This window comes from Parabacteroides sp. AT13, assembly GCF_002272965.1.
Taxonomy (GTDB): Bacteria; Bacteroidota; Bacteroidia; order Bacteroidales; family Tannerellaceae; genus Parabacteroides; species Parabacteroides distasonis.
The window spans coordinates 2,224,709-2,249,843 of the sequence record NZ_NQMH01000001.1 but is presented as its reverse complement, the minus strand read 5'-3'; the positions used below and the strand labels follow the sequence as shown (position 1 = coordinate 2,249,843).

At 45.7% G+C, this 25,135-nt stretch carries 17 protein-coding genes; 4 read left to right on the top strand and 13 right to left on the bottom strand.

All coding sequences use genetic code 11. The features are described 5' to 3' along the window. Positions 1-8: 8 nt before the first annotated feature. From ruvA to CI959_RS09270, 8 genes are all read right to left on the bottom strand, one after another. Positions 9-599, bottom strand: a complete 591-nt coding sequence (ruvA, locus tag CI959_RS09305; protein ID WP_005861049.1) for a Holliday junction branch migration protein RuvA — start codon at positions 597-599, stop codon at positions 9-11. Positions 600-663: 64 nt separating this feature from the next. Next, a complete protein-coding gene (locus CI959_RS09300) occupies positions 664-1,551 on the bottom strand; it encodes an SMP-30/gluconolactonase/LRE family protein (RefSeq protein ID WP_005861047.1) in 888 nt (295 codons plus the stop codon). A gap of 11 nt (positions 1,552-1,562) precedes the next feature. After that, positions 1,563-3,017 (bottom strand): TrkH family potassium uptake protein, encoded by a 1,455-nt coding sequence (locus tag CI959_RS09295; RefSeq protein ID WP_008780644.1) that lies wholly within the window; start codon positions 3,015-3,017, stop codon positions 1,563-1,565. A gap of 9 nt (positions 3,018-3,026) precedes the next feature. Further along, positions 3,027-4,364: a Trk system potassium transporter TrkA gene (trkA, locus tag CI959_RS09290; RefSeq protein WP_005861043.1), complete on the bottom strand. Its 1,338-nt coding sequence runs from the start codon at positions 4,362-4,364 to the stop codon at positions 3,027-3,029. Between the two features lie 20 nt (positions 4,365-4,384). Further along, on the bottom strand, positions 4,385-6,283 hold the full coding sequence (gene dxs / locus CI959_RS09285; RefSeq protein ID WP_009276429.1) for a 1-deoxy-D-xylulose-5-phosphate synthase: 1,899 nt from the start codon (positions 6,281-6,283) through the stop codon (positions 4,385-4,387). Positions 6,284-6,901: 618 nt separating this feature from the next. Further along, a complete protein-coding gene (locus CI959_RS09280) occupies positions 6,902-7,270 on the bottom strand; it encodes a DUF3244 domain-containing protein (RefSeq protein WP_057316881.1) in 369 nt (122 codons plus the stop codon). A gap of 85 nt (positions 7,271-7,355) precedes the next feature. Beyond that, positions 7,356-9,092, bottom strand: coding sequence for a tetratricopeptide repeat protein (locus CI959_RS09275; protein WP_057316912.1), 1,737 nt, complete (start codon positions 9,090-9,092; stop codon positions 7,356-7,358). A gap of 226 nt (positions 9,093-9,318) precedes the next feature. Further along, entirely contained in the window at positions 9,319-10,104 is a 786-nt protein-coding gene (locus tag CI959_RS09270) for an inositol monophosphatase family protein (RefSeq protein WP_009276425.1), read from the bottom strand. Positions 10,105-10,281: 177 nt separating this feature from the next. Between CI959_RS09270 and CI959_RS09265 the strand changes: the two genes are divergently transcribed. The 4 genes from CI959_RS09265 to CI959_RS09250 all read left to right on the top strand — a co-directional run bounded on the left by CI959_RS09265 (position 10,282) and on the right by CI959_RS09250 (position 19,456). Continuing rightward, positions 10,282-10,956: a TonB-dependent receptor gene (locus CI959_RS09265; protein WP_008780639.1), complete on the top strand. Its 675-nt coding sequence runs from the start codon at positions 10,282-10,284 to the stop codon at positions 10,954-10,956. A 29-nt stretch (positions 10,957-10,985) separates the two neighbouring features. Beyond that, positions 10,986-15,602, top strand: coding sequence for a translocation/assembly module TamB domain-containing protein (locus CI959_RS09260; protein ID WP_095231437.1), 4,617 nt, complete (start codon positions 10,986-10,988; stop codon positions 15,600-15,602). Between the two features lie 2 nt (positions 15,603-15,604). Then, positions 15,605-18,055 carry a BamA/TamA family outer membrane protein gene (locus tag CI959_RS09255; RefSeq protein ID WP_005861036.1) on the top strand — a complete coding sequence of 817 codons (2,451 nt, stop codon included), beginning with the start codon at positions 15,605-15,607 and terminating at the stop codon, positions 18,053-18,055. 129 nt (positions 18,056-18,184) lie between these two features. After that, entirely contained in the window at positions 18,185-19,456 is a 1,272-nt protein-coding gene (locus CI959_RS09250) for a hypothetical protein (protein ID WP_005861035.1), read from the top strand. 105 nt (positions 19,457-19,561) lie between these two features. Here CI959_RS09250 and rocF read toward each other — a convergent pair whose 3' ends face one another. The 5 genes from rocF to CI959_RS09225 form a co-directional block, all read right to left on the bottom strand. Next, on the bottom strand, positions 19,562-20,458 hold the full coding sequence (rocF, locus tag CI959_RS09245) for an arginase (RefSeq protein ID WP_005861034.1): 897 nt from the start codon (positions 20,456-20,458) through the stop codon (positions 19,562-19,564). Positions 20,459-20,461: 3 nt separating this feature from the next. Next, the gene (gene rocD, locus CI959_RS09240) at positions 20,462-21,670 is read right to left on the bottom strand and encodes an ornithine--oxo-acid transaminase (RefSeq protein ID WP_005861033.1); all 1,209 of its coding nucleotides are present in this window, start codon (positions 21,668-21,670) and stop codon (positions 20,462-20,464) included. A gap of 220 nt (positions 21,671-21,890) precedes the next feature. Beyond that, positions 21,891-23,054, bottom strand: coding sequence for a 1-acyl-sn-glycerol-3-phosphate acyltransferase (locus CI959_RS09235; RefSeq protein WP_005861032.1), 1,164 nt, complete (start codon positions 23,052-23,054; stop codon positions 21,891-21,893). Between the two features lie 6 nt (positions 23,055-23,060). Beyond that, positions 23,061-24,053, bottom strand: coding sequence for a D-alanine--D-alanine ligase (locus CI959_RS09230; protein WP_009276420.1), 993 nt, complete (start codon positions 24,051-24,053; stop codon positions 23,061-23,063). Positions 24,054-24,055: 2 nt separating this feature from the next. Then, complete coding sequence (locus CI959_RS09225; protein WP_022191920.1) at positions 24,056-25,135, bottom strand: RluA family pseudouridine synthase; 1,080 nt, start codon at positions 25,133-25,135, stop codon at positions 24,056-24,058.

Sequence of the window (25,135 nt, the reverse complement as noted above, 5' to 3'; positions counted from 1 at the left end):
GTCAATTATCAAAGCATTCTAAGCGCAGTTTTAATTACTTGTTCCACAGCTAAAGTGGGCGAGCCTTTCAAAATAGCGGATACCGCTTTTTGCGAAGCCGCTTTCTGGAAACCCAACATAACCAATGCGGCTACGGCCTCCTCGGTTACCGCTCCATTAGAGACTGATGCCTCCGGCAAGTTTCCGGCCATACTCTCCATAGGTTTCACCTTATTTTTCAAATCTACCAAGATACGCTGGGCCGTCTTCAAACCAATCCCTTTCACGGCAGTCAATGCGGCCTCATTCTTCGAACCGATCACTTGAACCAATTCGGATGGCGGTAGAGAAGAAAGGATCATGCGTGCGGTATTCGGTCCCACGCCGGAAACGGAAGTAAGCAAAAGGAACAACTCCCTTTCGATTTTCTCGGCAAAGCCAAATAATAAATGAGCATCTTCCCGGATTACCTCATATATATATATTTTTCCGGTAGTCTTACTCCCAAACGCACTATATGTATTCAAGGATATATTCAGCTCGTAGCCTATACCACCACACTCCAAAATCATACGTGTAGGTGTAAGTTCCACGATTTCACCCTTTATATATTCTATCATCTATATATCTTTTTAATATTCCGTACCTATTATAACGCAAAATTAATCAAAAACGTATATCGGGTTACCATTCTTTTCCCGGATAAGGAACCTTAAAGGTTTCAAAACAACCCCGATCCTGCAATGTCACATAACATTGACGATGATCAGGTCCTCCAAATGTTAAGTTAGACGGCTGCTTTCCTGTCAATTGAATCTCTTCAACTAAATCTCCTTGCGGATTTAACAAAGCTATAGTACCCTTATCATAACGGCAAATATAAAGATTTCCTTTCTCGTCACACTTCATACCATCCATACCGTACCCCTCAAAAGTATGAAATAGACGTTTATTCCTTAAAGTACCATCCGGGCATATATCATATACCCAGACTTTTAATTGAGCAGATTCATTAATGTACAAGCGTTTACCATCCTCACTCACAGCGATGCCATTAGTCGTTCCCATATTCGTCTCCAATAAGGAGACTTTCGCATCCGGGGTAATCAACCAAAGTTGGCCTTTTTGATTCGGCCAATCCGGGTCACTCGCATAGATATTTCCATTGGAGGCAAATACAATATCGTTTGGTTGATTCATCTTTGGCTCATGAGCGAATACGCTGATCTTCTTAGATTTCATATCCACTTTTAAGATATTATGCCCTGTATAATCCGCCACGTACATATTTCCGTCTTTCCCGAAGCGGATACTATTCCCGGTAGATCCTTCCGGCAAAACGAGAAAACAGCCATGGCTACCATCTGGGCGTACAATACCGATCGTCCCTTCTTTCTTATAATTTACGGCATATAAATTTCCTTCGCTATCTACAGCCGGACCTTCTATTCCGGAAGTAAATGTGTGCTCTGGCATCCAACCTGTTGCTTTCAATACATTCTGGGCATTTAAAGAAATCCCACAATACAGAATACCACACAGCAGACTAGCAATGACCTGTATACTTTTCATTTTCAATAATTTTACTGTTTCCAAAAACCGGGGACTAATATCGTTAATACCGTAAATATCTCCAGACGCCCTGTTAACATCAAAAAAGACAGAAACCATTTCGACACCGTGGGAACATCCGCAAAATTACTTACCGGACCAAGCGTTCCCAAGCCGGGCCCTACGTTACTTATAGCAGAAACAGCGGCACCAATCGCCTCCGAAAATCCCATCCCATCCAAAGATAAAGCCAAACAGCTCACCACGATTAACGTAATATAAGCGAACACAAAAGCTAACACACGATGTACGATATCACCAGATACGACATGCCCGTTCATTCGTACTGGAATCACCGCATGGGGATGTGTCTGTTTCTTAAATTCATTGGAGAGATTCTTCGTTAAAATAACGAAGCGTCCCATCTTCAAGCCACCGCAAGTAGATCCGGCGCATCCACAAATAAACATCAAGATCAATGCGATAAACCAGAAAAACGGTCCCCAAGGAATATAGTCATCCGTAGCGAATCCACAGGTAGAAACCAAGGTCACCACTTGGAAAGCCGCCTTACGGAACGCATTCTCTACATCCGAGGCGAATCCAAGGTACAAGATCCACACCATGACAACGATAATAGCGCCTAAAACAAAAAAGAAAAACCAGCGAAACTCCTCATCTTTAATCAATTTCTTCACATTTCCATTAAAACAGAAATAAACCAATGTCATATTGGTAGCTCCGATAAACATGAAAATAGTTATTACATACTCTATATAAGAGGAATTCCAATAAGCGATACTTGCGTTTTTGGTTGAATATCCACCAGTAGATATAGCCGTGAACGCATGATTTACCGCATCATACAAATTCATCGGACCAGCCCATAAAAGGCCGACTAAAAAAAGTGTCAGAAAAACATACACCCCCCACAGGCGTTTAGCGACTTGCGTAATACGAGGACGAAAACGTTCATGGGTTATACCGGGCGTTTCGGCATCAAACATCTGCGAGGCACCACCCCCGAAAATAGGCATCAAAGCCACGGTGAATACGACCATACCGATACCTCCCTGCCACTGTGTAAGACTCCGCCAGAATAAGATACCTTTAGGCAACGCTTCTATATTCGTTAAAATAGTAGAGCCTGTAGTCGTAAATCCGGACATGGTCTCGAAAAAGGCATCGGTCACATTATCTATATATCCTCCTATATAGAATGGTAACATTCCAAATAAAGAGAATAAAATCCATGTCAATGTCACGATCAACATTCCTTCCCGCCGGCCGGCCGAGTGTTCATTCGCCTTAAAGCCCATAGAGTAGAACAAAAAACCGGTCCCGAATAAGATTCCGCTTGAAATAAGAAGCGGATATACATCACTCCCCCGATAAAGGAAGGCTACGACAGTAGCAGCCAGCATAAAAAAAGTCTCAAGGATGAACATCACCCCTAGCATCTTCACTATAAAACGTACGTTCAACATAACTATCAACTAGTTAAAGTAGTCCTCCAGCTTACGCATAGCCGTATCCAAGCAGAATACGACAACATGATCGTATGCCTGTATCTGAGTATCACCCTTGATCATCATAGGTTCACCGTCACGAATCAACCCACCGAGAGTCATATCTTTCGGCAGACGGAGATCCTTGACTTGTTTCTTGGTAATCTTTGAATCCGGTCGAGCCACCAACTCCGCTACATCCGCATTCGCAAAGGTCAAACATTTCACGTTAGAGACATCCGCATCCAGAAGAAATTGATAGATATGGCTGGCCGCTATCAGCTTTTTGTTGATAACCGAACCGATGTCCATACTTTCCGCCAATTGGATATAATCAATATTCTCAATCTTAGCGATTGTCTTAAACACACCTAAACGCTTAGCGGCCAGACATGCCAATATATTCGTGCTGGAATTTTCCGTCAAAGCTATAAAAGTCTGCGCATCCTTGATGCCTTCTTGCATCAACAAATCAGTATCACGGCCGTCTCCGTTTATAATCAAGACATTACTAGGAACAACCTCAGCGATTCGATGACTTTTCTCTTTATTAGCCTCAATTACTTTTACCCGGATGTTATTAGGTAAATATTGGCAAGCACGGATAGCGATACGGCTTCCTCCCATAATAATAACCTTCTTTACTTCCGGATCTTTCTTTCCGGCCAGTAAGCGTACATCCTCTATATGAGATCGGGTCGTCGTAAAGAACACGATGTCACCAGACTCTATCCGGTCCGTACCACGGGGGATTATCGTCTCGTTCTTTCGCTTAATAGCGACAATATGATATAGCTTCTGCTCATTTAGCAATTCGGCCAATACCCGGTTCACCAAACGGGAATTATCCCGAACTTTAACACCTATCAGAATTAAAGCTCCCCCAAACAGCTCCCAATATTGGCGTGTCCACGGACGGCGTACAGCTGTCACGATCTCCTTAGCCGCCAACATCTCAGGGTAAATCATCGAGTTGATTCCCAGTTTCTCGAACAGCTCTTTATTTTTGGGTAATAAATATTCGTAGTTATTGATTCGGGCCAACGTACGATGCGCTCCTAGATTATGAGCCAACATACAAGCCGTCACATTGGTAGTCTCCTCGGGAGTAACACTTACGAACAAGTCCGCTTTCTTGATCCCCGCCTCCTCCAAATCTCTAAGCGAGGTCGGATTCCCGACCATAGGGAGAATCTCCATGCTAGATTTTGAGAAATTCAGCCGTTCCTCATTCGGATCCATCAAAATGATGTCCTGATTCTCTTGAGATAACATTTTCGCTAAATGTGTACCTACTTCTCCCGCACCGGCTATGACAATTTTCATATTTTATTAATTGACAATAATCAATTCTCCTTTTTCAACTGTTTCGCGATGCTCTCGGCATCCATACCACATAATTGATACAGTTCCGGTATAGAACCATGCTCGATAAACGCATCCGGCACTCCGATACGCTTTACATGAGGCGTATAGCCATTGTCTGCCATAAACTCAAGGACAGCGCTACCAAAACCTCCTTTTATCACTCCATTCTCTACCGTAATAATACGGTTATATTTCTGCCCGATCTCATGCAACAGCTCCTCATCCAACGGTTTCAAGTAGATCATATCGTAATGGGCTATCGATACCCCCTCTTCTTTCACCATCTCGATGGCTTTGATCACCTCGTTTCCGATCGGTCCGATAGAAAGTACGGCGATATCATCCCCGTCACACAACTTTTTCCCTTTTCCTATAGGCAATACTTGCATCTCGTTACGCCAATCTTTCATCTCCCCCTTACCTCTAGGGTAACGAATTACGAACGGGCCATCAAAAGCGGCATAGCCTGTATACATCAAATTCCGTAAATCCAACTCATTCAATGGGGAAGCGATTACCAAATTCGGTATCGGACGAAGATATGCTAAATCAAACACGCCATGATGTGTAGCTCCATCCTCTCCCACTAATCCCGCACGATCCAGACAGATCACCATATGTAGTTTTTGCAAAGCTACATCATGGATAACCATATCATACGCACGCTGCATAAACGAGGAATACACGTTGCAGAAAGGTATCATTCCCTCCTTAGCTAATCCAGCAGAGAAAGTTACGGAATGTCCTTCCGCAATTCCCACGTCAAACGCACGATCCGGGAAGGCTTTCATCATATAAGTCATCGAGCAACCGGAAGGCATAGCCGGAGTTACGCCTACAATACGTTCATCATTCTCCGCAAGCTCTACCAATGTATGACCGAATACGTCTTGATATAATTGAGGCTCATCTAATTTACGAACGATAATACGCTGGCCGGTTTCCTTATTGAACTTTCCGGGAGCATGCCATTCCGTAGCGGACTCTTCCGCAGGTTTAAAGCCTTTTCCTTTTTTCGTTTTGATGTGCAACAGCTTAGGGCCTTGCATATCTTTTATATCATTCAATACCTTCACCAGATAATTTACATCATGCCCATCCACCGGACCAAAGTAACGGATGCTGAAGCCTTCAAATAAATTATGTTGCTGGGTAAGCAATGCTTTAAGGCTATTGTTAAAACGTAAGATGTTTTCCCGGCGATCGTTATTGATGAGCTTGATCTTCTTTAAGCCTCGATACACATCGTATCTCATTTTATTATAGGCTTGACTCGTCGTTATATCCACTAAATACTGGCTAAGACCACCTACGCTATGATCTATCGCCATATCGTTATCATTCAGGATAATTAACAAATTATTAGGGTTGGCAGACGCATTATTCAACCCCTCGAAGGCGAGTCCTCCGGTCATAGCGCCATCCCCAATCACGGCGATCACATGGCGATCCAGTTCCTTCTTCAAGGCCGAGGCTACCGACATACCCATCGCCGCAGAGATTGAATTTGAAGCGTGTCCGGCGATAAAAGCGTCATACTCGCTTTCCGCCGGATTAGGGAAGCCGCTAATTCCTTTAAACTTACGGAGCGTATGGAAAATATCTTTCCTTCCTGTAAGTATTTTATGTCCATAAGCTTGATGCCCGACATCCCAGACAATACGGTCATAGGGGGTATTGAATACATAATGAAGGGCGACTGTCAGCTCTACCGTACCAAGGCTTGCACCTAGGTGACCAGGATTCTCAGACAAAACATCGATAATATATTGACGCAAATCGGCACATACCTGCTCCAACTTATCCTGTGACAAATGTCTCAAGTCTTCCGGAAAATGAATGCTATCCAATAGGTGTTCAACTTTGCTTTCAGCCATGTCTGCTAATTTTTCTGGCAAAAATACAGAATAAACGGCATATATAATAGTATTGTCCTGTCATTTCTTAGACAAGGGGGAAATCCATATTGATTTTAACAGCTAAATCCTATAAAATTTCATAGTTATGTTTTTTTTAAAACATAGTTATGAGTTGTGAATTTCATAACTATGAATTTTTCAAGTTATAATATAGTCATGAAATAACACCACTTGGAAATAAAAATAGCCCAACCACACCAAATTTGATCTCTTAAAAAGCACAATAAGTCTAATATTTCCAAACTATTACCTATACACCTAATAATCAACATACAATAAAATCGTATCTATCCAAGCTCCGATTAGTATCCATAGTATTTTGAATTTCTATTAATACTAATCACTATTTCTATGGATAGTAAAGCAGGCTACAATGAAGCCTATTTTCAAGAAATATACAATAAACAGAATGGCTCCCGGCTGATTAATGATACGTTTAGCGGTAAAGCATGTACATAGCTACGTATTCAAGTAAAGATTCGTATATGGTACAGTTGTCCAAATAAAAAAGAGCTGTGCTTCCCATTTTACCGAGAAACTTAACAGCTCTTTCTTCTTACAAAACCTCTTAATTTTTTATTCCAAGGTAAAGTTACCGGTCAAGTGTCCCAACCGATGTAACAACACAACCTGATACTGGCCATTTACTTCTCCCGCTAAAGAGAAAGAATAAGTTCCACCTGCCTCTGAAGAAACAACATCTTCATAGACTTTCACTCCTTTATCATTCATGACACATACGGTCAAGTTTGATAAAGCATCTTCAAAGCTCAAGGAAAGGATGTCTCCTTCGATTGATACAACTGGAGGACGGTTTGTGTTAACGGAACGATAATATTCATCATCCCAAGCACCTTCTGTTGGAATGATATCGCCCAACACTGGTTGAATTAAAAACAAAGCAAATAAAATTGCACAAAAAGTAAATCTACTCACATTTCTCATAACATTGTGTATTAATTGTGCAACAAACATACAACGAGATCAGCGTTAATTCAATCATCCATATTGCACAAAATATGCACAACTGCTATAAATACTCTCTAATGAACCGATCAAACTTTTCAGAAGATCCTTTTTCTTGAGGGTATACTTTCTCATAAAGACGTTTTCTTATCATTGACACATTTGTTGGGGTTGTCACAATCAACATTGCAATAGTAACAGGAGGTACATTAGCCTTGACTAAACAACAAACACGCAATTCTGTAGTTGTCAGCCTTGAAAACACACTCATCAAACGACGTGTAAATTTATCATAAGTCTCATCCAAAGCAGTAAACAGTTCATTCCAATCTTCATCCTTGGGCCTCCAATCTTCTTTTATATGAAACTTATAGTAGATATCTGACATCCGAAACTTATCTACTAATAATTGGCTTTCAGTTTTAACATATTTCAAACTTTGATTTTCAACCTCTAATTTTAGTTTTTGCAAAGTCATAAGTTCTTTTTCTTTTTCATTATAAGCGACAGATGATTCTTGTAGCAACCGCTCTAATTCCTCAATAAGTTTTTCATTTTCACTAATACGAGTCAGATCCTCTTTATGCTTTTTTTCTAAAGCGATTAACATATCTCGATGTTCTTGTAATCGTAATTTCTTTCTTTTTATTTGCACATATCCTAAAATAGATATAACAACAACCGCAACAATACAGACAATCACAAACAAATACATTGACAAATTCCTAACTTTTAATCTATTTAACAAAATATCAGCATGTAAAAGTTTAGCTTCTGCCTTATGATAGTCATAAAGATTTTCCATTCTCCTAATCGACTCTGTTTGCTTCACTAAACTTATCGAATCACGTAATGCCTCATATTTCACTTGATTACTTGCATAACGTTCCCAATTCCTATTGAACAACTCTAACTGAGCCAAATGATAATAAGAAGCAGCCTGTGTTTGCAACCTAGAACTCTTTGCACTACATCTCAAATAGTAATATGCAGAATCTATTTGATTCGTTTTCTGATAAAACTTTCCCAAAACAAAATAAGAAGATTCCAATAAGGGACTTTTCAGAGGAAAACTCAATGCCATTTTAATATAATCAAAACCTCTTGGATAATCTTCAATATCTATATACAAATTGGCTAATTCCCTATATATTGAAGGTTTATTTTTCAAGTTACATTTATAAAGAGCTTTCTCATAATAGATAATGGCACTATCTATTTTATTTAATGCGGTTAAATTACGTCCAATATCCCTTAACACAAATGATTGTCCAATAGAATCATTCATTATTTCAAAGTATTCTAAAGCTTTTTGTTGATATGGAATAGCTCTTTCATAAACCTCTTGGTAGGTATATAACATTCCCATGCTATTGTTAATACGCCCTAACAAAGCATTATCATCAATCTTATCCTCCTCTTGCAATACTTTTAAATAATAATCTTGCGCATGTAGCACATCACCTAAGTCTTGATTTACCCTTCCCTTATAATACCAAGCTTTTGCTTTTCTTTCCCAATCTTCCGTTTTATCAAAAAATTCAACTGCTATTGTAATCAATGAATCTGAAGTAGGTTTGACATAAGTTTTATTTTGAGCTTCTGTCAAAAGTAGATAGTACATAGCACGATCCTTTTCTGAAAGATCATTTACATCTTGTATTGTTGATAGCAATGTTAAAACGCTATCGGGATGTTGGGACATTATCTTTTCCGCATGTTCATATAGACCTGAGTGATGGCTACATGACATTAGTCCAGTAATAAAGAACAGAAAAAAGACGTATAGATTGTTTTTCATACTCTGTAACATTTTTATTTTCCACAAATGTAAGTAAAATCTCTAATCCTAAAAGTCTTGATTTTTACTGAATTAGACACATACAAGGATTTACGGGTATTTGTATTCCTCCATCTGTTTTGAAAATCAAAACGGATCAAACACCCCGCAAATAAGAAGTAAGTTTAAACTCTTTTACCTTTTAAATACACACAGAAGCACTAGAATACGCAGGATTACTCTAGTATTAGGGCAACAAAGACAACACAAGAGAGTGAACCTTGCCATTGCTGGCAACTACCTGTTCACCCGAAGCCCAGTTCTCTCCTCCATTGAAATCTGATATTTTTCCTCCGGCCTGCAATAGAATCAAGGCACCAGCGGCTACGTCCCAAGGGCCTAAATAGGCTTCTATACGGGCATCAAAACGTCCTGCTGCCACATAACACAGTTCAGCGGCGGCAGATCCCATCAAACGGGTACCTCCCGCAAAACCATACAACCTATCAACCAAATGAGCGGCTACCGGACGATAAGCATCAGAGTTATAAGGGAAACCCAACGCAATGAAAGCGTTATCCAGTACTGAGACATCCGATACATGTATCTCATTCCCATCCAAGTAAGCCTTACCACCTTTCACTGCATAGAAACACTCGTCCCTACACACCTCATAGACTACTCCTAACAATAACTCCTTCCGATTTCTTAAAGCGATACTCACGCAATAAGGCGCGATATCATGAATATAGTTTGAAGTACCGTCCAATGGATCAATTACCCAACAATATTCCTCATCGGTCAAACTTCCAGAGCCTTCCTCCGCAATAAAACCGGCCTCGGGTAGCAAAGTAGACAAAGCCTCTATGATCTGTCGTTCCGATTCTTTATCCACATAAGATACATAGTTATGAGCACTTTTTTCCTCCACTAAGTTCCGGTCAAACTTTCGGCGTTCTTCTTTTAAGAATGTCGCAGAAGCACGAGCTATTTCTCGAACCTCCTTACACAAATAGGCTAAATCTAATTCCATACCGTTCATTTTATTTTGGCAAATGTAATGATTTCCATTTATAGTAATCTCATTTTAGCGACAAATGAGACCACATAGAAACGTAAAAATAATACCTATTACGAATTTGCCCTAAAACTCTGCCTTTAAGAAATATTATATTATCTTTGTGTTATGTTTAGCTAAAAAGATTGAGCTATGAAAACAATACATTATCTTTCAATCATCATCTTATCATTCAGCAGTCAAATACTTTTGGCACAGAATGATACTTTAGTCGGTGTATTGCGTGACATCAGCGATAAAATAATCAAACGCTATCCGGTCACGCTAGGCAGTCAGAATCCGATCACCGTGAAAACGAACAAACATGGCGTATTCACCATCCCGGGGGCTAACCTGAATGATACCTTGTTCGTCACTATTAAGAAAACAAGAAATGTAGTCAAAGTCCCAGTCAACGGATACAATTATATAACCATTACTTTAGAGAATAGCACATTCAACGCAAAGCGTAGTTTTGAACCGGATGAGGCCCTGAAAGAAATTATGGAAAGGGAACGAAACAAAATAGTAAGCTCAAGCGTTATGAATAAAGAAGAGATACAGAAAACCGGATGCCGGGATCTCTATTGCCTACTACGAAGGATGAGTGGCATAACATTCGCCGATGGTTCCGTACGCATCCGTGCGAGTGTTTCCCTAAACAGTCCTAGTGACCCGCTAGTAGTGGTAGACGGTATACCGATGGACCTATCTGTTCTAAACACGATTCCCGTCGAAGATGTCTCGGAATTAAAAGTATTGAAAGACGCCGGTGAATACGGGGTAAGAGGCGCAAACGGAGCGATCGTCATAAAAACAGGCAAATAAACAAATAAGAAAAAGAGAAACGTATCAACATGAGAGTATGGATTAAACGGATAGGAGTGATATGCCTAATACCGATCGCATTGGTATTGTTACTCTCTATATTACTATATATACCTCCTTTCCAAAACTTCGCGGTACGGAAAGCGACCGAATACGCAGGAAAAGCGACTGGTATGCAAATCGGGATCGAGCAGATTAGGCTATCTTTCCCGTTAGACCTTACGGTTAAGGGTGTCGAGGTCGTAAATCCTCCCGCCGATACCTTGTTGAGTTTACAGAGCTTGACGGTACGGGTTCGTGCCCTTCCTCTTTTGCGGAAGCAAGTATTGGTAGAGGCGATCGACCTCCGGAACGTAAAGGTTAACACCGGGACTATGATTGAAGGTATGGAAATCAAAGGATTCTTGGGAAAGCTTTACCTGCACGCCGATCGTATAGACCTGTCCGAGGAGAAAGCTACATTTAATACCATAGATTTATTCGATACCGCCATTACCCTTCTATTAAATGATTCAACCTCGAAAGAAGACACGACTTCCACACCTCTGAACTGGGTACTCAAGCTGGATAAAATCAGTTTGGACCGGGTAGCCTTCGCCCTACAAATGCCCTCGGATTCCTTACGCCTTACGGCTTTCGTTAATAAAGCCGGGCTAAATAACGGCCTCGTAGATCTTGGAGCGGAACAATATAAGGCGAGAAACTTTGACATAACGAATTCCACATTCGCTTATGACGGGAATTACGCGGCACCCGAGCAAGGACTCGATTTCTCCCATATCCGTTTAACGAACCTGAACACCTCTATCGATTCCATCTTCTATCAAGGAAAAGAAATAAACGCCCACATCAAGGAATTCTTCGTGGAAGAACGTTCCGGCCTCAAGGTTTCGGCATTGGCAGGAAATGTCCGGAGTGACCATGAACAGATAGACGTACCGGACCTACTTCTCCAGACACCAAATTCCGAAGTGAGATTGACAGCGACTATCCCTTGGAGCTCCCTCGAGGATCATCCGCAAGGTAGCATGAAAGCCCTGTTAAACGCCTCGTTGGGGAAAGAGGATTTATTGATAGCGGCAGGTTCCCTACCGGAGGATTTCAAGAAAGCCTACCCGGACAAGCCTCTCGCCATTACGGCTGGCGTAGAAGGCAACCTCTCCAGTATACGTATCACACAAGGCGATATCATGCTGCCGGGAGCGTTTCAGATGAACGTCACGGGTAGCATGGAGTCCGTGACGGATAGCATCCGGCGAACCGGTGAGATTCAGTTAAAGGCTCGATCCGGTAATCTGGACTTTTTGCTGGCGATGCTTCCCGCCTCCCAACGGGATCAATTTGCCATTCCGGCAGGAATTCAGTTGAAGGGGGAAGCTACAGTTGCGAATCAGGAGTACCGCACCGAGCTTGTTCTTACCCAAGATAAAGGCAAAGTAGGTCTGACCGCCCGCTATCATCCGGTGCAACTGGCTTATGAGGCTAATTTACGGATAGACAGTCTGGAACCTACTCATTTCATGCCCAAAGACTCTCTATTTTGGCTGACCGCCTCTGTTAAGGCGGAAGGCCGGGGCACAGACCCTTTCTCTGAACGTACATGGGCCAAACTGGACGGTAAGATATCGGATATACGCTACGGCGCCTCATCGGTATCAGACGTATCCATCGATGGCTCTCTGGAAAAGAACTTACTGAAAGTGGATCTGCTTAGCAAATACCCGTTGGCGAAAATGGATGTCTCCTTAAACGCGACCCTCCACAAGCACGAGGTGAAGGCGATGCTGATAGCGGACGTGGAGAACGCGGATCTATACGGCATGCACCTGATGGCAAATCCCTTCGCCACCTCCTTCCAGCTCTTCGCCGAGGCGGAAAGTAATCTGGATGAAGATAACACGATCGACGTTACGCTGGGTAACTGGGAGGTCGTCACCCCGAAACAAAGTTTCAAGCCGAAGACGCTGACCTTGCATGCCCGGACGGATATCGATACCACCCGCGTCTCTTTCCACGCCGGGGATTTAGGGATCATCCTCACGGGTAATGATTGCATACACCACATCACGGAGAAGTTGACAAAGGTATCGAACGATATCACCCTCCAATTGGAACGGGACTCGACCGTCAATCTGGAGATCCTTCGCCCGCTCCTCCCCGATATGTACCTCGAGGTACGGGCAGGACAGGACAATCCGATCTACAACTATCTCCAAACCTATTACGTAGATTTCAAGAGCATCGCCATGAACGCCTATACCTCACCGGAAACGGGTATACGCATGGATGCCTCCATTTACGATCTGGCACGGGATACGATGCAGATCGATACCATCCGGGCAGAGATGCACCAAGATTCGCTCGGATTACTCTATAGCGCCCAAGTGATCAAGAATAAATACAGGCAGCAACAACCTTTCAGCGCCGGGCTGGACGGGCAAATACGTTATGGCTTCGGCGACGCCCGCCTTTATTTCAAGGACGGGAAAGGCGAGACCGGCTTGTTGCTCGGAATCCGGGCCGATAAGATACAGAACGGGGTCAAGTTCCATCTCTTCCCCGATGACCCGATCATAGCGTTCCGCCCTTTCAAGCTGAACCCGGATAATTACGTCGTGGTACGCAGCATGAAGGATATCGAGGCGAACCTGCGACTCAGCGGAGATAATAACGCCGCCTTGTGGATACACTCCCAAGCGGAAAGTGACGAGATGGAGGAAGTCCACGCCGAGTTGAACCAGATCGACCTTGGGATTATCTCCAACGCATTCAGCTATATCCCGCCGATGAAAGGTATATTGAACGCCGATTTCCAGTACGCTCCTTCCGACTCGGCCTTCATGGTCGTGGCGGATATGAACATTGATGATCTGTATTATGAGAACGAGCGGGTCGGCGAACTCATGTTCAACGCAGTCTATCTACCTTTAGAGCAGGGGAACCATCAAGTGGATATGCACCTTTTCCGGGACCGGAAAGAGGTGAGTGCCATTACCGCCTTATACCAGATGGGCGAGACCGACCATATCAGCGGTACTGTCGAGTTCATGCACTTCCCCTTGGATATCGCCAACCCGTTCATTCCGGATGATATGGCGAAAATGGGCGGAGACCTCGATGGTACGCTCGCTATCAGCGGACAAAGCGATAAACCCATGGCCGAGGGATATCTGATTCTCGATACCGCCTCCGTTTATGTAGGCGCCGCAGGTTCTACCTTCCGTTTCGACGATAAAAAGATAGAAATAAAGAACAACCGGATCTTGTTCAACCAATATGGTATTTACGCATACAACAAGAATCCGTTTATCATCAACGGAGAAGTGGATTTCAACAATTTATCCCGCATGACCGCCAATCTTAAACTAACGGCGAATAACTTGCAACTGCTGAACGTTAAGAAAAACGAAGAAAGCCTTGTCTACGGAAAGCTGTTCGTCAACCTGAATTCTACCGTACGCGGGCCGTTGGATGCCTTGACCATGCGAGGCGACTTGCAATTATTGGGCGGGACGAATATCACCTACGTGCTGAAAGACTCCCCGCTGACCGTGCAAGACCGTATGTCGGACATGGTAACCTTCACCTCTTTCACGGATACCTTACGCCGGCGCATGCCTCGTAAACCCCCGTTGCCGATGGGAGGCATGGACATGCTGATGACGATCCACATCGATCCCGCCGTACAAGCGAACGTGGATTTAAGTCCCGACCAGTCCAACCATATCAATCTGGAGGGTGGCGGCGATCTTTCCTTCCAGTATACCCCGCAAGGCGATATGTTCTTGAACGGACGCTACACGCTATCCGGGGGAACCATCAAGTACTCCATCCCGGTGATCCCATTGAAGGAGTTCAACGTACAAGAGGGTAGCTACGTGCAATGGACGGGCAACCCCATGGACCCGACCTTGAACCTTACGGCTACCGAGCGAGTCCGTACGTCCGTCACCCTAACCGGGCAATCATCGCCCCGCTTGGTGAATTTCGACGTAGGCATCGAACTGACCCAACAACTGGAGAACCTAGGGTTGCAATTTACCCTCACCGCCCCGGAAGACATGGCGATGCAGGAGGAACTGACCTCGAAAGGCCCGGAGGAACGGGCGAAGCTGGCTGTCAGCATGCTCGTGACCGGTATGTACCTCGGCGGAGGCGGTGGTGGCGGCAAGGTGAACGTAAATATGGGAGACGCCTTGACCAGCTTCTTGCAAAGCGAGATCAACAACATCGCCGGAAGTGCCTTGAAATCCGTGGATATCAGCTTCGGCATGGAGACGTACGACGATAATGGCGACGCCGGAGGTGGTACCCGTACCGACTACTCCTTCCGCTTCGCCAAGCGATTCTATAATGACCGTATCCGTGTGGTTCTAGGCGGCCGTATCTCTACCGGCGAGAACATTAACAATGGACAGGCGCAGCCGTTCATCGATAACGTATCCGTAGAATATCGGTTAGACAGCAGTGGCTCCCGTTACGTCAAACTTTTCCACGACAAGAACTACGAGAGCCTGCTGGAAGGCGAGATCACGGAGACCGGAGCCGGTATCGTGCTCCGCAAGAAAATGATGCATCTCAGGGAGCTATTCAACTTCAAGAAAACGAAAGTGAAACCAGTGAAAGAGGAAACAGAAAAGGAATGAATATGAAAAATGTTTTAATATATTTTAGGAAGGATGCCCTCCTAGAGCAGGGAAACATGCCTTCCCAGAGCAGGGAAACATGCCTTCCCAAAGCAGGGAAGGATACTTCCCCAGGGCGAGGGGGGGTGTCTACCCAAAGAGCGATCCTATCGTCGCTGGCGCTACTCGGGCTGCTGGCCTTCTTACTCACCTCTTGCTCCACCACGAAGAACCTTCCCGAGGGAGCGGTCCTATATACCGGTATCAAGAAAATAGAGGTGAAGAACGAGGATAAGACCAAACCCGGCGAAGCCGCCTTGGAAGAGGTCGAGGCCGCCCTAGCCTATCCCCCCAACAACGCCTTGCTGGGAAGCTCCTCGATCCGGGTGCCCTTCCCCTTCGGCCTGTGGGTCTACAACGCTTTCGTGAACAAGAAAGGGAAGGTCGGCAAGTGGATCTTCAACAAGCTGGCGTCGAAACCGGTGCTGATCACCACCGTGAACCCGGAAGTCCGTGTCAAGGTAGCCCGGAACCTATTGAACGAATACGGTTATTTCAATGGAGAGACCTCTTTCGAGGTCGTACCCGATCCCAAGAATCCCCGGAAGGCGAAGCTGGAATATAGCGTCACCATGAACGATCCGTATACGCTAGACAGCATCCAATACGTCCATATCCGTCACCGTGCCGACTCATTGATCGATGCCACGATCGGCGATCGTATCCTCCACAAAGGAGAGAATTTCAATGTCGTCCAGTTGCAAGCCGAGCGGGAACGCATCTCGTCCTTGCTCCGTAACAACGGCTATTACTATTTCCGTCCCGATTTCATCACCTATCAAGCGGATACCTTGTTGAACCCCGGGAAAGTGGCCTTACGGGTGGCCCCGAAGGAAAGCCTGCCCCCCTCGGCCCTCCGCCCTTGGAAGCTCGGGGATATATCCGTCTGGCTAAACGGTTACCAGAATGAGACTCCCACGGACTCGATCCGCTATAAGGACCTTACGATCCATTATGAGGGCAAGCTAAGGGTTCGCCCCTCGGTCATTTACAACCGTTTATATTTCAAGCCGGGGGAACTTTACAACCAGCGGGCGCAGGAACGGACGCAAACCGCCCTGTCCCGCTTGGGTATCTTCCGTTATGCCGAGTTGCAATATTCCCCCCGTGATACCATGCGCCGTCAAGATACGCTGGATCTGCGGATCAATACGGTCTACGATCTTCCATTGGACGGCGAGCTCGAGTTGAACGTTACCGCCAAGAGCAACGACCAAGTGGGTCCGGGCGCCATTTTCAGCGTGACCAAACGGAATGTCTTCGGAGGGGGCGAGACCTTCGGCGTGAAACTCCGCGGCTCTTACGAATGGCAGACCGGCAACAAGCTGGATGGTAGCAACTCCAAGATCAACAGTTATGAGTTAGGCTTGACTACCACGCTGACTTTCCCACGGGTATTGTTCCCTACATTCAGCAAACGGGACATGAATTTCCCGGCCAGCACCACCTTCCGCCTCTATGCGGACCAGATGAACCGAGCCCGTTTCTTCAAGTTGCTGGCATTCGGTGGTGACGCCTCGTATGAGTTCCAGCCTACTGCCACGTCTCATCATTCCATCACCCCTTTCAAGCTGACGTTCAACTTGCTCCAGCATACCACGCACGAGTTCGACAGCATTACCAACGTGAATAAGGCTCTAAAAAAGAGTTTGCAAAATCAATTCATCCCGGCCATGAACTATACCTATACCTATGATGATTCCCCGATTACCAGTCGCCGGAACCATCTTTGGTGGCAGGCATCCGTTACCCAAGCGGGCCTTGTCTTGGATGGGATTTATGCGCTAGCCGGGAAGAAATTCAATAAAGAGGATAAGGAATTACTCGGCAACCCCTTCGCCCAATTCATCAAGGGAACCGCCGAGATACGTTATAATTACGCCCTCGGGCATAAGCAATATCTCGTAGGCCGATTAATGGCCGGCGCTATTTATAGCTACGGCAACGCCCGTACCTCCCCTTATAACGAGCAATTCTACATCGGCGGAGCGAATAGCATCCGTGCTTTTACGATCCGCAGCATCGGTCCCGGACGCTACTATCAAAACAGCGATAACAATAAATACGCTTACATCGACCGTACGGGTGATCTTAAATTCGAGGCCAACCTCGAATACCGCTTCCCGATCCTTGGCGACCTGCATGGGGCCACTTTCCTCGACAGCGGTAACATCTGGCTGATCCGGAACGATCCGGATCGTCCCGGCGGACAACTGAAATGGGGTAGCTTCCTCAAGGATCTAGCCTTGGGAACCGGCTTCGGCCTGCGTTACGACCTCACCTTTATCGTCATCCGTTTCGACGTGGGTATCGGTCTGCATCTCCCTTACGATACCGGAAAGAAAGGCTATTACAATATCCCGAAATTCAAGGACGGCATGGGTTACCACTTCGCTATCGGATACCCCTTCTAGCTGTTCCATTCCTAGGATTCTGTGGTCTTATCCAAGGTATTTCATTTTCAATAGGTCAACCCTAATTGGAAATGAGATACTTTTGTGCTCTCATTTTAATAACAAACAGATTAATTAACGAACAGAATCATGAAGAAGATTTTTTACTTAATGTTGGTAGCCCTTACTGTGGGTATGTTCACCGCTTGCGACGACGATGATGAGAATACCCCTCAAATCAACAACCCGGAACCCAAGGAACAATGGGGCAAGACGCTTCGAGGCGACAATCAAACCCTACTGGCCTTTCCTGATATCTATGCCGATTATTGGGAATACACCTATTCTTACAAAGATAATCCAAACATCGGCCTTCGTTTGACTGGAAAGTTCCCGAAGTCACGCTTCTTCAACTTCACGGTTTATAACGACGAGACCCAAATAGACGTATCCAGCATTGAAGACGTAAATATCCAACCCGACGACAGCTCCATCAACCCTTATGTAAAGGAAACAGATGACTACGGAGCAAATGGCTATACGATTTACATCATTCCCGCTAACACCCCCGCCAGCGCACGTGCCTCGATGAAGAACGTATGTGAGTTCCCGGAGGATGTCAATATGGTCTCCATTTTCATGCGTCTTTACTTGGCGAAACAATATAGCGGCGATGAGTATGGCGGCGTGGACATGCCTGCTATCCAAGCTTTCAACGTGACTACAGGTGAGGAAGTAGATTTCCCGAAGCGTGAGGTCTGCAACATCCACGAATCGTTGAACTTGCCGCCGATGGATTTCTCCGCCGACCTGCCGCAACTCCCGTTCATGCGTGCCCCGCTGAGCCTAATGTACCCGAACAGCCCGGCAGAATACCTATTCGCCCGCATCAAACTGAACGAAGGGGAGGTAGCAACTTTCCGTTTCATCCCTCCTACGGCTCCTAAAAGCGTAAGCGAATACGCCACCGCCGATGTACGATACTGGTCCATATGCCTCGGGTCAGCCGAGACCTACTCGTATGCCTCTATTTACGACAAAGAAATGCCTAAAGTGGACAAGGAAGGTTTCGTAACCTTTATCATAGCGGACGCCAACTCCGCCAAACTGCCCGATCTCCAAGCGAAGGCGGAAGCCAACGACGGTACATATATACTGACTTGGAACCGTAAGGAGCAAGGAGATGGAATCCTTGCCTTATACCGCAACATGGTGATCAACGAGAATTATCCACATTCCATGCGCAAGCTGATGGAGTCCGTTCCTCTAGCGGCCGCCGGCGGCGATATGAGCGGTTTCAACCCGATGAAGATGATCGCCATGCTCGCTATGGGCAACTGGGGACCGCAAGGCTATAAATTCAGCGAGGACGATTTCTTGAGCGATAGCTTCAATTACGCCAATATCCGAAGAATGAAATAAACCAATAGACATATCGTATTTTCAAGTCCCCTCGTATCCGGTCTTAACCGGAACAAGGGGACTTCCTTTTCACACTCTTATCATAAACCATGGAATTTAGATTCCTTATAGACGGGCGGTAATATAATCGATGATCTGCAGACAAAGGTTTGTGGTCTGCTCGTTCACGTCCAGCTCCGGATTCAGCTCTACCAAATCCATCGACTTAACCAGATTCGTAGACAACATATGATCCACGAAGTTATTAAACTCATCCGGCATCAGTCCCTCACACACACGGGTTCCCGTGCCCGGAGCGAAACGGGGGTCTATGCTATCCACGTCTATGCTGAAATGCACGTTGCGGATCTTCCGTTCCTTCAATTTCCGCTTGATATCCTCAGCTACGAAGCCGATGCCTTTCAGATGGATCGTCTCCATCGTATAGACACTCAGCTTCTCCCGCTCGATCAAATCCCACTCGCCCTCATCCAGACTGCGGGTCCCGACCAAGAATACGTTCTGCGGATTCACCTTATTCCCGGGAGCGTAGATATTCACCAGTTCCTCGCTTCCCATCCCCATCAACGCACTCAAAGGCATCCCGTGGATATTACCACTGGGAGAAGTCTCGCTGGTATTGATATCCCCATGAGCGTCCAGCCAGATAATACCGAAATCATCATAACATTTACCCACGCCCGAGGCGCTACCTAAACCCAGCGAATGATCCCCGCCAATCACCAAGGGGAACGCTCCTCCACGCAATGTATCATAAACCAACTCCGCCAGATTCGTATTTACCTCCACGATCGCATCCAGATATTTCATGCTGTTACCCCGTACGAACTTATCCGCCTCGCTAACAGGGGGTACATACAAATTACCCAAGTCAAAGGCTTTATGCCCGTTCTTCCGGATCACCCCCATCAATCCCCGTTCCCGAAGGTGGTTCGGGGCACGCTCTACGCCAGCCCGGTCACATCCCAGATTCAAGGGAACACCTATTACATTTATCTTCATACACTAGAATTTAGCGAACGTATCTCGTATAATGCCAATCGCTTCCATCATTTGCTCCTCCGTAATCACCAAAGGAGGCGTGAAGCGGATGATATGATCGTGGGTAGGCTTGGCTATCAAACCGTTTTCCTTCAACGCCAAACAGATGTCCCATGCCGTCTTCCCATCTTTAGGTTCCGTCACGACAGCGTTCAGCAAGCCCTTACCCCGTACTTTCTTTATCATAGGATTATTAATCCGCTCCATCTCACCACGGAACAGCTCACCCATCTTAAACGCATTCTCCGACAAATGCTCGTCACGTACCACCTCCAAGGCTGCGATAGCGACTTTCGCCGCCAACGGATTTCCACCATACGTAGAACCGTGCTCTCCCGGAGCGATCGTAAGCATGATCTCATCGTCCGCCAATACCGCCGAGACCGGACTGACCCCACCGGACAACGCCTTTCCCAAGATCAAGATGTCCGGACGAATCCCCTCGTAATCGCAAGCCAATAACTTACCGGTACGGCCGATACCCGTCTGTATCTCGTCCGCGATAAACAACACATTCTTTTGATGACAAAGATCATAGCAAGCCCGCAGATAACCATCGTCGGGCACCACTACCCCAGCCTCACCTTGGATCGGTTCCACCAAGAAGCCTACTGCATCAGGATCTTTCAGGGCCTCGGCCAACGCATCCACATTATTATAGGGTATCTTTATAAACCCGGGTGTATAAGGACCGAAATCGGCGTATGAGCTAGGGTCCGTACTCATGGAAATAATCGTAATCGTACGTCCATGGAAATTCTCGCTACAAACCACGATCTTCGCACGTTCCGGGGCAACCCCTTTCCGACGATATCCCCACCGACGGCAAAGCTTCAAGGCCGTCTCTACCGCCTCGGCTCCCGTATTCATCGGCAGAAGTTTGTCATAGCCGAAGAATTTGCAAGTAAATTCCATGTATTCACCAAGTATATCAGCATGAAAGGCACGAGACACGAGCGTAAGCCTCTCCGCTTGCTCCATCAGGGCCTTTACGATCTTAGGATGGCAATGTCCTTGGCTTAACGCCGAATATCCGGACAAGAAATCAAAATAACGTTTTCCTTCCACGTCCCACACGAACACGCCTTCGCCTCTTCTGAGAACGACCGGCAGGGGATGATAGTTGTGGGCACCATACTTCTCCTCACGGGTGATGTAATCTTCCGGTTTCATACTGCTACTGATTTAAATGATTAGCATACTGTAAGCGTTTCTTACCGTATATGCCAAAGATACGAAATAGGGGATTACAATATGTCACCGAAAGCGTATGTTAAGAAACATACATTCATGCAGGTATTTATGAACGTAGATACGTCGGTTAACCAAAAAGGTGTTGTAAAAGGCTTCTTCCGCTCTTTTACAACACCTCTCTATCAAAATCAATTGGAACTTATAAAGTTGTCAAATAGTTCTTCAACGGATTGGAGTACATCTCCAATAGTTTCTTACGTAAGAACGCCTCATCCTTATTCGGAAGGACGATCTTGTCCAACTGTCCTTGTATATACTCCTCGAACTGCTTCTTATCCTTCGGTCCGTAATGCTCGTGGAAACGGCGAGTACCGTTCAGCCAATCATAAGCTACGTAATTACAAGGATAGAAACGATAGTTCTTATAGATCTCCCGGTCGATAACGGACGCGATAGCGCTTACCAGCTCATTCTTCTCCATATCCTTGTCTAGTTTAGCCAAGGAATCATTGATCGGGGAAGTGATCGTGAAGTGGACACGACCCTTATTATTCAGGATACCCGTTTCCATGCTCAACAAATCATCCCGCTGACATTTCACGTAATCCGGATCATCCCGCTTCATCTGGAATTCTTTCGCCTTCAAGAAATCGCAAGGATCAAACTCGTAGGAGATAGCGACCGGTACGATATTCAAGTCCATCAAATTCAACAACAGATTATCCTTATCACCGCCGATACTCAACATTTTTAATACGCTGCCCTGCGTACGATCGTCCGAATCCTTAGCACGTCCCTCACGCTGGGCGATCCATACAGACTCGTTCACATTCTTGATCGCATGATGGATATAGGCGGAAAGCGTCTTGCTGACCTCCAACATCTGACGAACAGAAACGCCACGCTTCACGATAAAGCTGTTATTCAAGCGCACCAACGTCTCGATCCACGGACGGATTAAAAGATTGTCGCCGATAGCGACCTGCGTCATACCATACCCCACATCATATAACATGACGTTCAAGAAGGAGGCATCCAATACGATATCCCTATGGTTCGAGATAAACGTACAGGCCGCCTTATCTTTCGGCAGACGGCTACGCCCTGAGATAGTAAGCGAGAAAGTAGTATTTTTCGCCACCGTCATTACAGCGTCATAGGCCAGAGTAGATTTAAACTCCTCCTTCGTCTTGCAAGCACGCATGGCAACTGAGAATTCCTCCCAATTCAAATTCGGCTTTATGTAACGTAAAGCCCGCTCGAAATCCTCATTGGCGACCAATTTTTCAATCGCGTCCTTCACCTCACTGTTGTTCAGCGGACGGATGTCGTCGAAATTAGGGGAAACTGTTTCTGTATCCATATCTATTCATTTTGTTTTTCTGTTTTTGAGTTCGTCTTCAATAATGTCTGTCATGACATCCTTTATATCCAATCCCGCCGCACGTACTTGCTGTGGGATAAAGCTGGTAGCCGTCATTCCCGGTGTCGTGTTTATTTCCAGTAAGACAGGCTCCCCGTCTGCCGGAATAATATAATCCACACGAATCAGTCCTTTGGCGCCCAATATATCGTAGATCCTTGATGTCTCGCGCTGTATCAACTCCGTCAACTCGGTGGAGATACGGGCCGGAGTGATCTCGTCCACCTGTCCGTTATACTTCGCGTCGAAATCGAAGAATTCGTTATTCGTAACCACCTCGGTCAAAGGGAAGACAACCTCTTTACCCTCCACCTTATAGCAACCGCATGTCACTTCCGTTCCATCGATAAAGCGCTCGAGAATCACCTCACGTCCTTCCCCAAACGCCTTAGCGATAGCGGGCTGGATAGCGGAGACCTCTTTCACCTTCGTCACGCCAAAACTACTACCCCCATCGTTTGGTTTCACGAAAATAGGCAAACCCAAACGAGTCACGACTTCTTCGTCCGTAATAGTCTCTCCCTTGAATAAATGAATGGACGCGGCAATTTTTACACCAAAGTCTTTCAAGTAATGATTACATACGTATTTATTGAATGTCAAAGCGCTCACCAGCATCCCGCAAGACGAGTAAGGCATACCGATCATATCGAAATATCCTTGCAAACGTCCGTCCTCGCCCGGAGTACCATGTATCGTTATATAAGCGAAGTCAAAATGCCTCGTCACGCCATTCTCCTTGAAGCTAAAATCATTCTTATCAATTGGTGTATGTTCCCCGCTAGGAAGTATAACCGCCCACTCATCCCTCTTAACGATGGCAATATATAAATTATATTTGTCTTTATCAATAAAAGAGTAGATTCCGTCCGCACTTTTTAATGAAATAACGATCTCGGAGGAATCTCCCCCTGCTACGATAGCGATGTTCTTTTTCATTTTTACAATTCTTTAGTGTTCGCGTATACACGCCATCTGTCGATCAGCTGCTGCATATCGGAAGGAATCTCAGAATCGAAAAACATCTCCTCTCCCGTAGTAGGATGAACGAACCCCAACGTCTTAGCATGCAAGGCCTGACGTGGACAAATAGCGAAACAGTTTTGCACGAACTGTTTATATTTAGTAAAAGTTGTTCCTTTCAAGATATCATGTCCGCCATACCGCTCATCGTTGAAAAGCGTATGACCGATATATTTCATATGTACACGGATCTGGTGCGTGCGCCCCGTCTCCAGACGGCACTCCACCAAGCTCACGTAGCCCAAGCGTTCCAACACGGTGTAATGGGTGACGGCGGTCTTGCCTTGATCGCCTTCCGGGAAGACGGTCATTTGCATACGGTCACGAGGGTCACGACCGATATTTCCCTCGATACGCCCCTCATCCTCTTGAACGATGCCCCATACCAAGGCACGGTATTTACGTTTGGTTGTCTTGTTGAAGAACTGCAGGCTCAGGTTACTCTTGGCCTCCGGGTGTTTAGCCACCACCAATAAGCCCGACGTATCCTTATCAATACGGTGTACCAAGCCTAAACGAGGATCGGAAGGATCATAATAGGGATCATCCTTCAAATAATAAGCCAAGGCATTCACCAATGTACCAGTATAATTACCGTGACCGGGATGTACGACCAAGCCTGCCGGCTTATTCACCACCAGCAAATCATCGTCCTCATATACTATATTCAAAGGGATATCTTCGGGGATAATCTCCAGTTCCCGGCGTGGGCGATCCATCACGATAGAAACCACATCCAAAGGTTTCACCCGGTAATTACTTTTCACCGGCTTATCGTTCACCAAGATGCAACCCGCCTCAGCCGCCAATTGGATGCGGTTACGGGTAGCGCCCATCATACGGTCTACCAAGAACTTATCCACCCGGAGCAGGGATTGCCCCTTGTCCGCTACGAAGCGGAAATGCTCATACATCTGGCTCGACGATGTTTCGTCTTCTTCCGGCATCAACAGGTCGTCTACCTGTTCATCATCCATATCGTCCAAAAACTCGTCCAT

Excerpts from the sequence above, each read along its gene's own strand:
- ruvA (WP_005861049.1), bottom strand. The coding sequence starts at position 599 with ATGATAGAATATATAAAGGGTGAAATCGTGGAACTTACACCTACACGT.
- CI959_RS09300 (WP_005861047.1), bottom strand. The coding sequence starts at position 1,551 with ATGAAAAGTATACAGGTCATTGCTAGTCTGCTGTGTGGTATTCTGTAT.
- CI959_RS09295 (WP_008780644.1), bottom strand. The coding sequence starts at position 3,017 with ATGTTGAACGTACGTTTTATAGTGAAGATGCTAGGGGTGATGTTCATC.
- trkA (WP_005861043.1), bottom strand. The coding sequence starts at position 4,364 with ATGAAAATTGTCATAGCCGGTGCGGGAGAAGTAGGTACACATTTAGCG.
- dxs (WP_009276429.1), bottom strand. The coding sequence starts at position 6,283 with ATGGCTGAAAGCAAAGTTGAACACCTATTGGATAGCATTCATTTTCCG.
- CI959_RS09280 (WP_057316881.1), bottom strand. The coding sequence starts at position 7,270 with ATGAGAAATGTGAGTAGATTTACTTTTTGTGCAATTTTATTTGCTTTG.
- CI959_RS09275 (WP_057316912.1), bottom strand. The coding sequence starts at position 9,092 with ATGAAAAACAATCTATACGTCTTTTTTCTGTTCTTTATTACTGGACTA.
- CI959_RS09270 (WP_009276425.1), bottom strand. The coding sequence starts at position 10,104 with ATGGAATTAGATTTAGCCTATTTGTGTAAGGAGGTTCGAGAAATAGCT.
- CI959_RS09265 (WP_008780639.1), top strand. The coding sequence starts at position 10,282 with ATGAAAACAATACATTATCTTTCAATCATCATCTTATCATTCAGCAGT.
- CI959_RS09260 (WP_095231437.1), top strand. The coding sequence starts at position 10,986 with ATGAGAGTATGGATTAAACGGATAGGAGTGATATGCCTAATACCGATC.
- CI959_RS09255 (WP_005861036.1), top strand. The coding sequence starts at position 15,605 with ATGAAAAATGTTTTAATATATTTTAGGAAGGATGCCCTCCTAGAGCAG.
- CI959_RS09250 (WP_005861035.1), top strand. The coding sequence starts at position 18,185 with ATGAAGAAGATTTTTTACTTAATGTTGGTAGCCCTTACTGTGGGTATG.
- rocF (WP_005861034.1), bottom strand. The coding sequence starts at position 20,458 with ATGAAGATAAATGTAATAGGTGTTCCCTTGAATCTGGGATGTGACCGG.
- rocD (WP_005861033.1), bottom strand. The coding sequence starts at position 21,670 with ATGAAACCGGAAGATTACATCACCCGTGAGGAGAAGTATGGTGCCCAC.
- CI959_RS09235 (WP_005861032.1), bottom strand. The coding sequence starts at position 23,054 with ATGGATACAGAAACAGTTTCCCCTAATTTCGACGACATCCGTCCGCTG.
- CI959_RS09230 (WP_009276420.1), bottom strand. The coding sequence starts at position 24,053 with ATGAAAAAGAACATCGCTATCGTAGCAGGGGGAGATTCCTCCGAGATC.
- CI959_RS09225 (WP_022191920.1), bottom strand. The coding sequence starts at position 25,135 with ATGGACGAGTTTTTGGACGATATGGATGATGAACAGGTAGACGACCTG.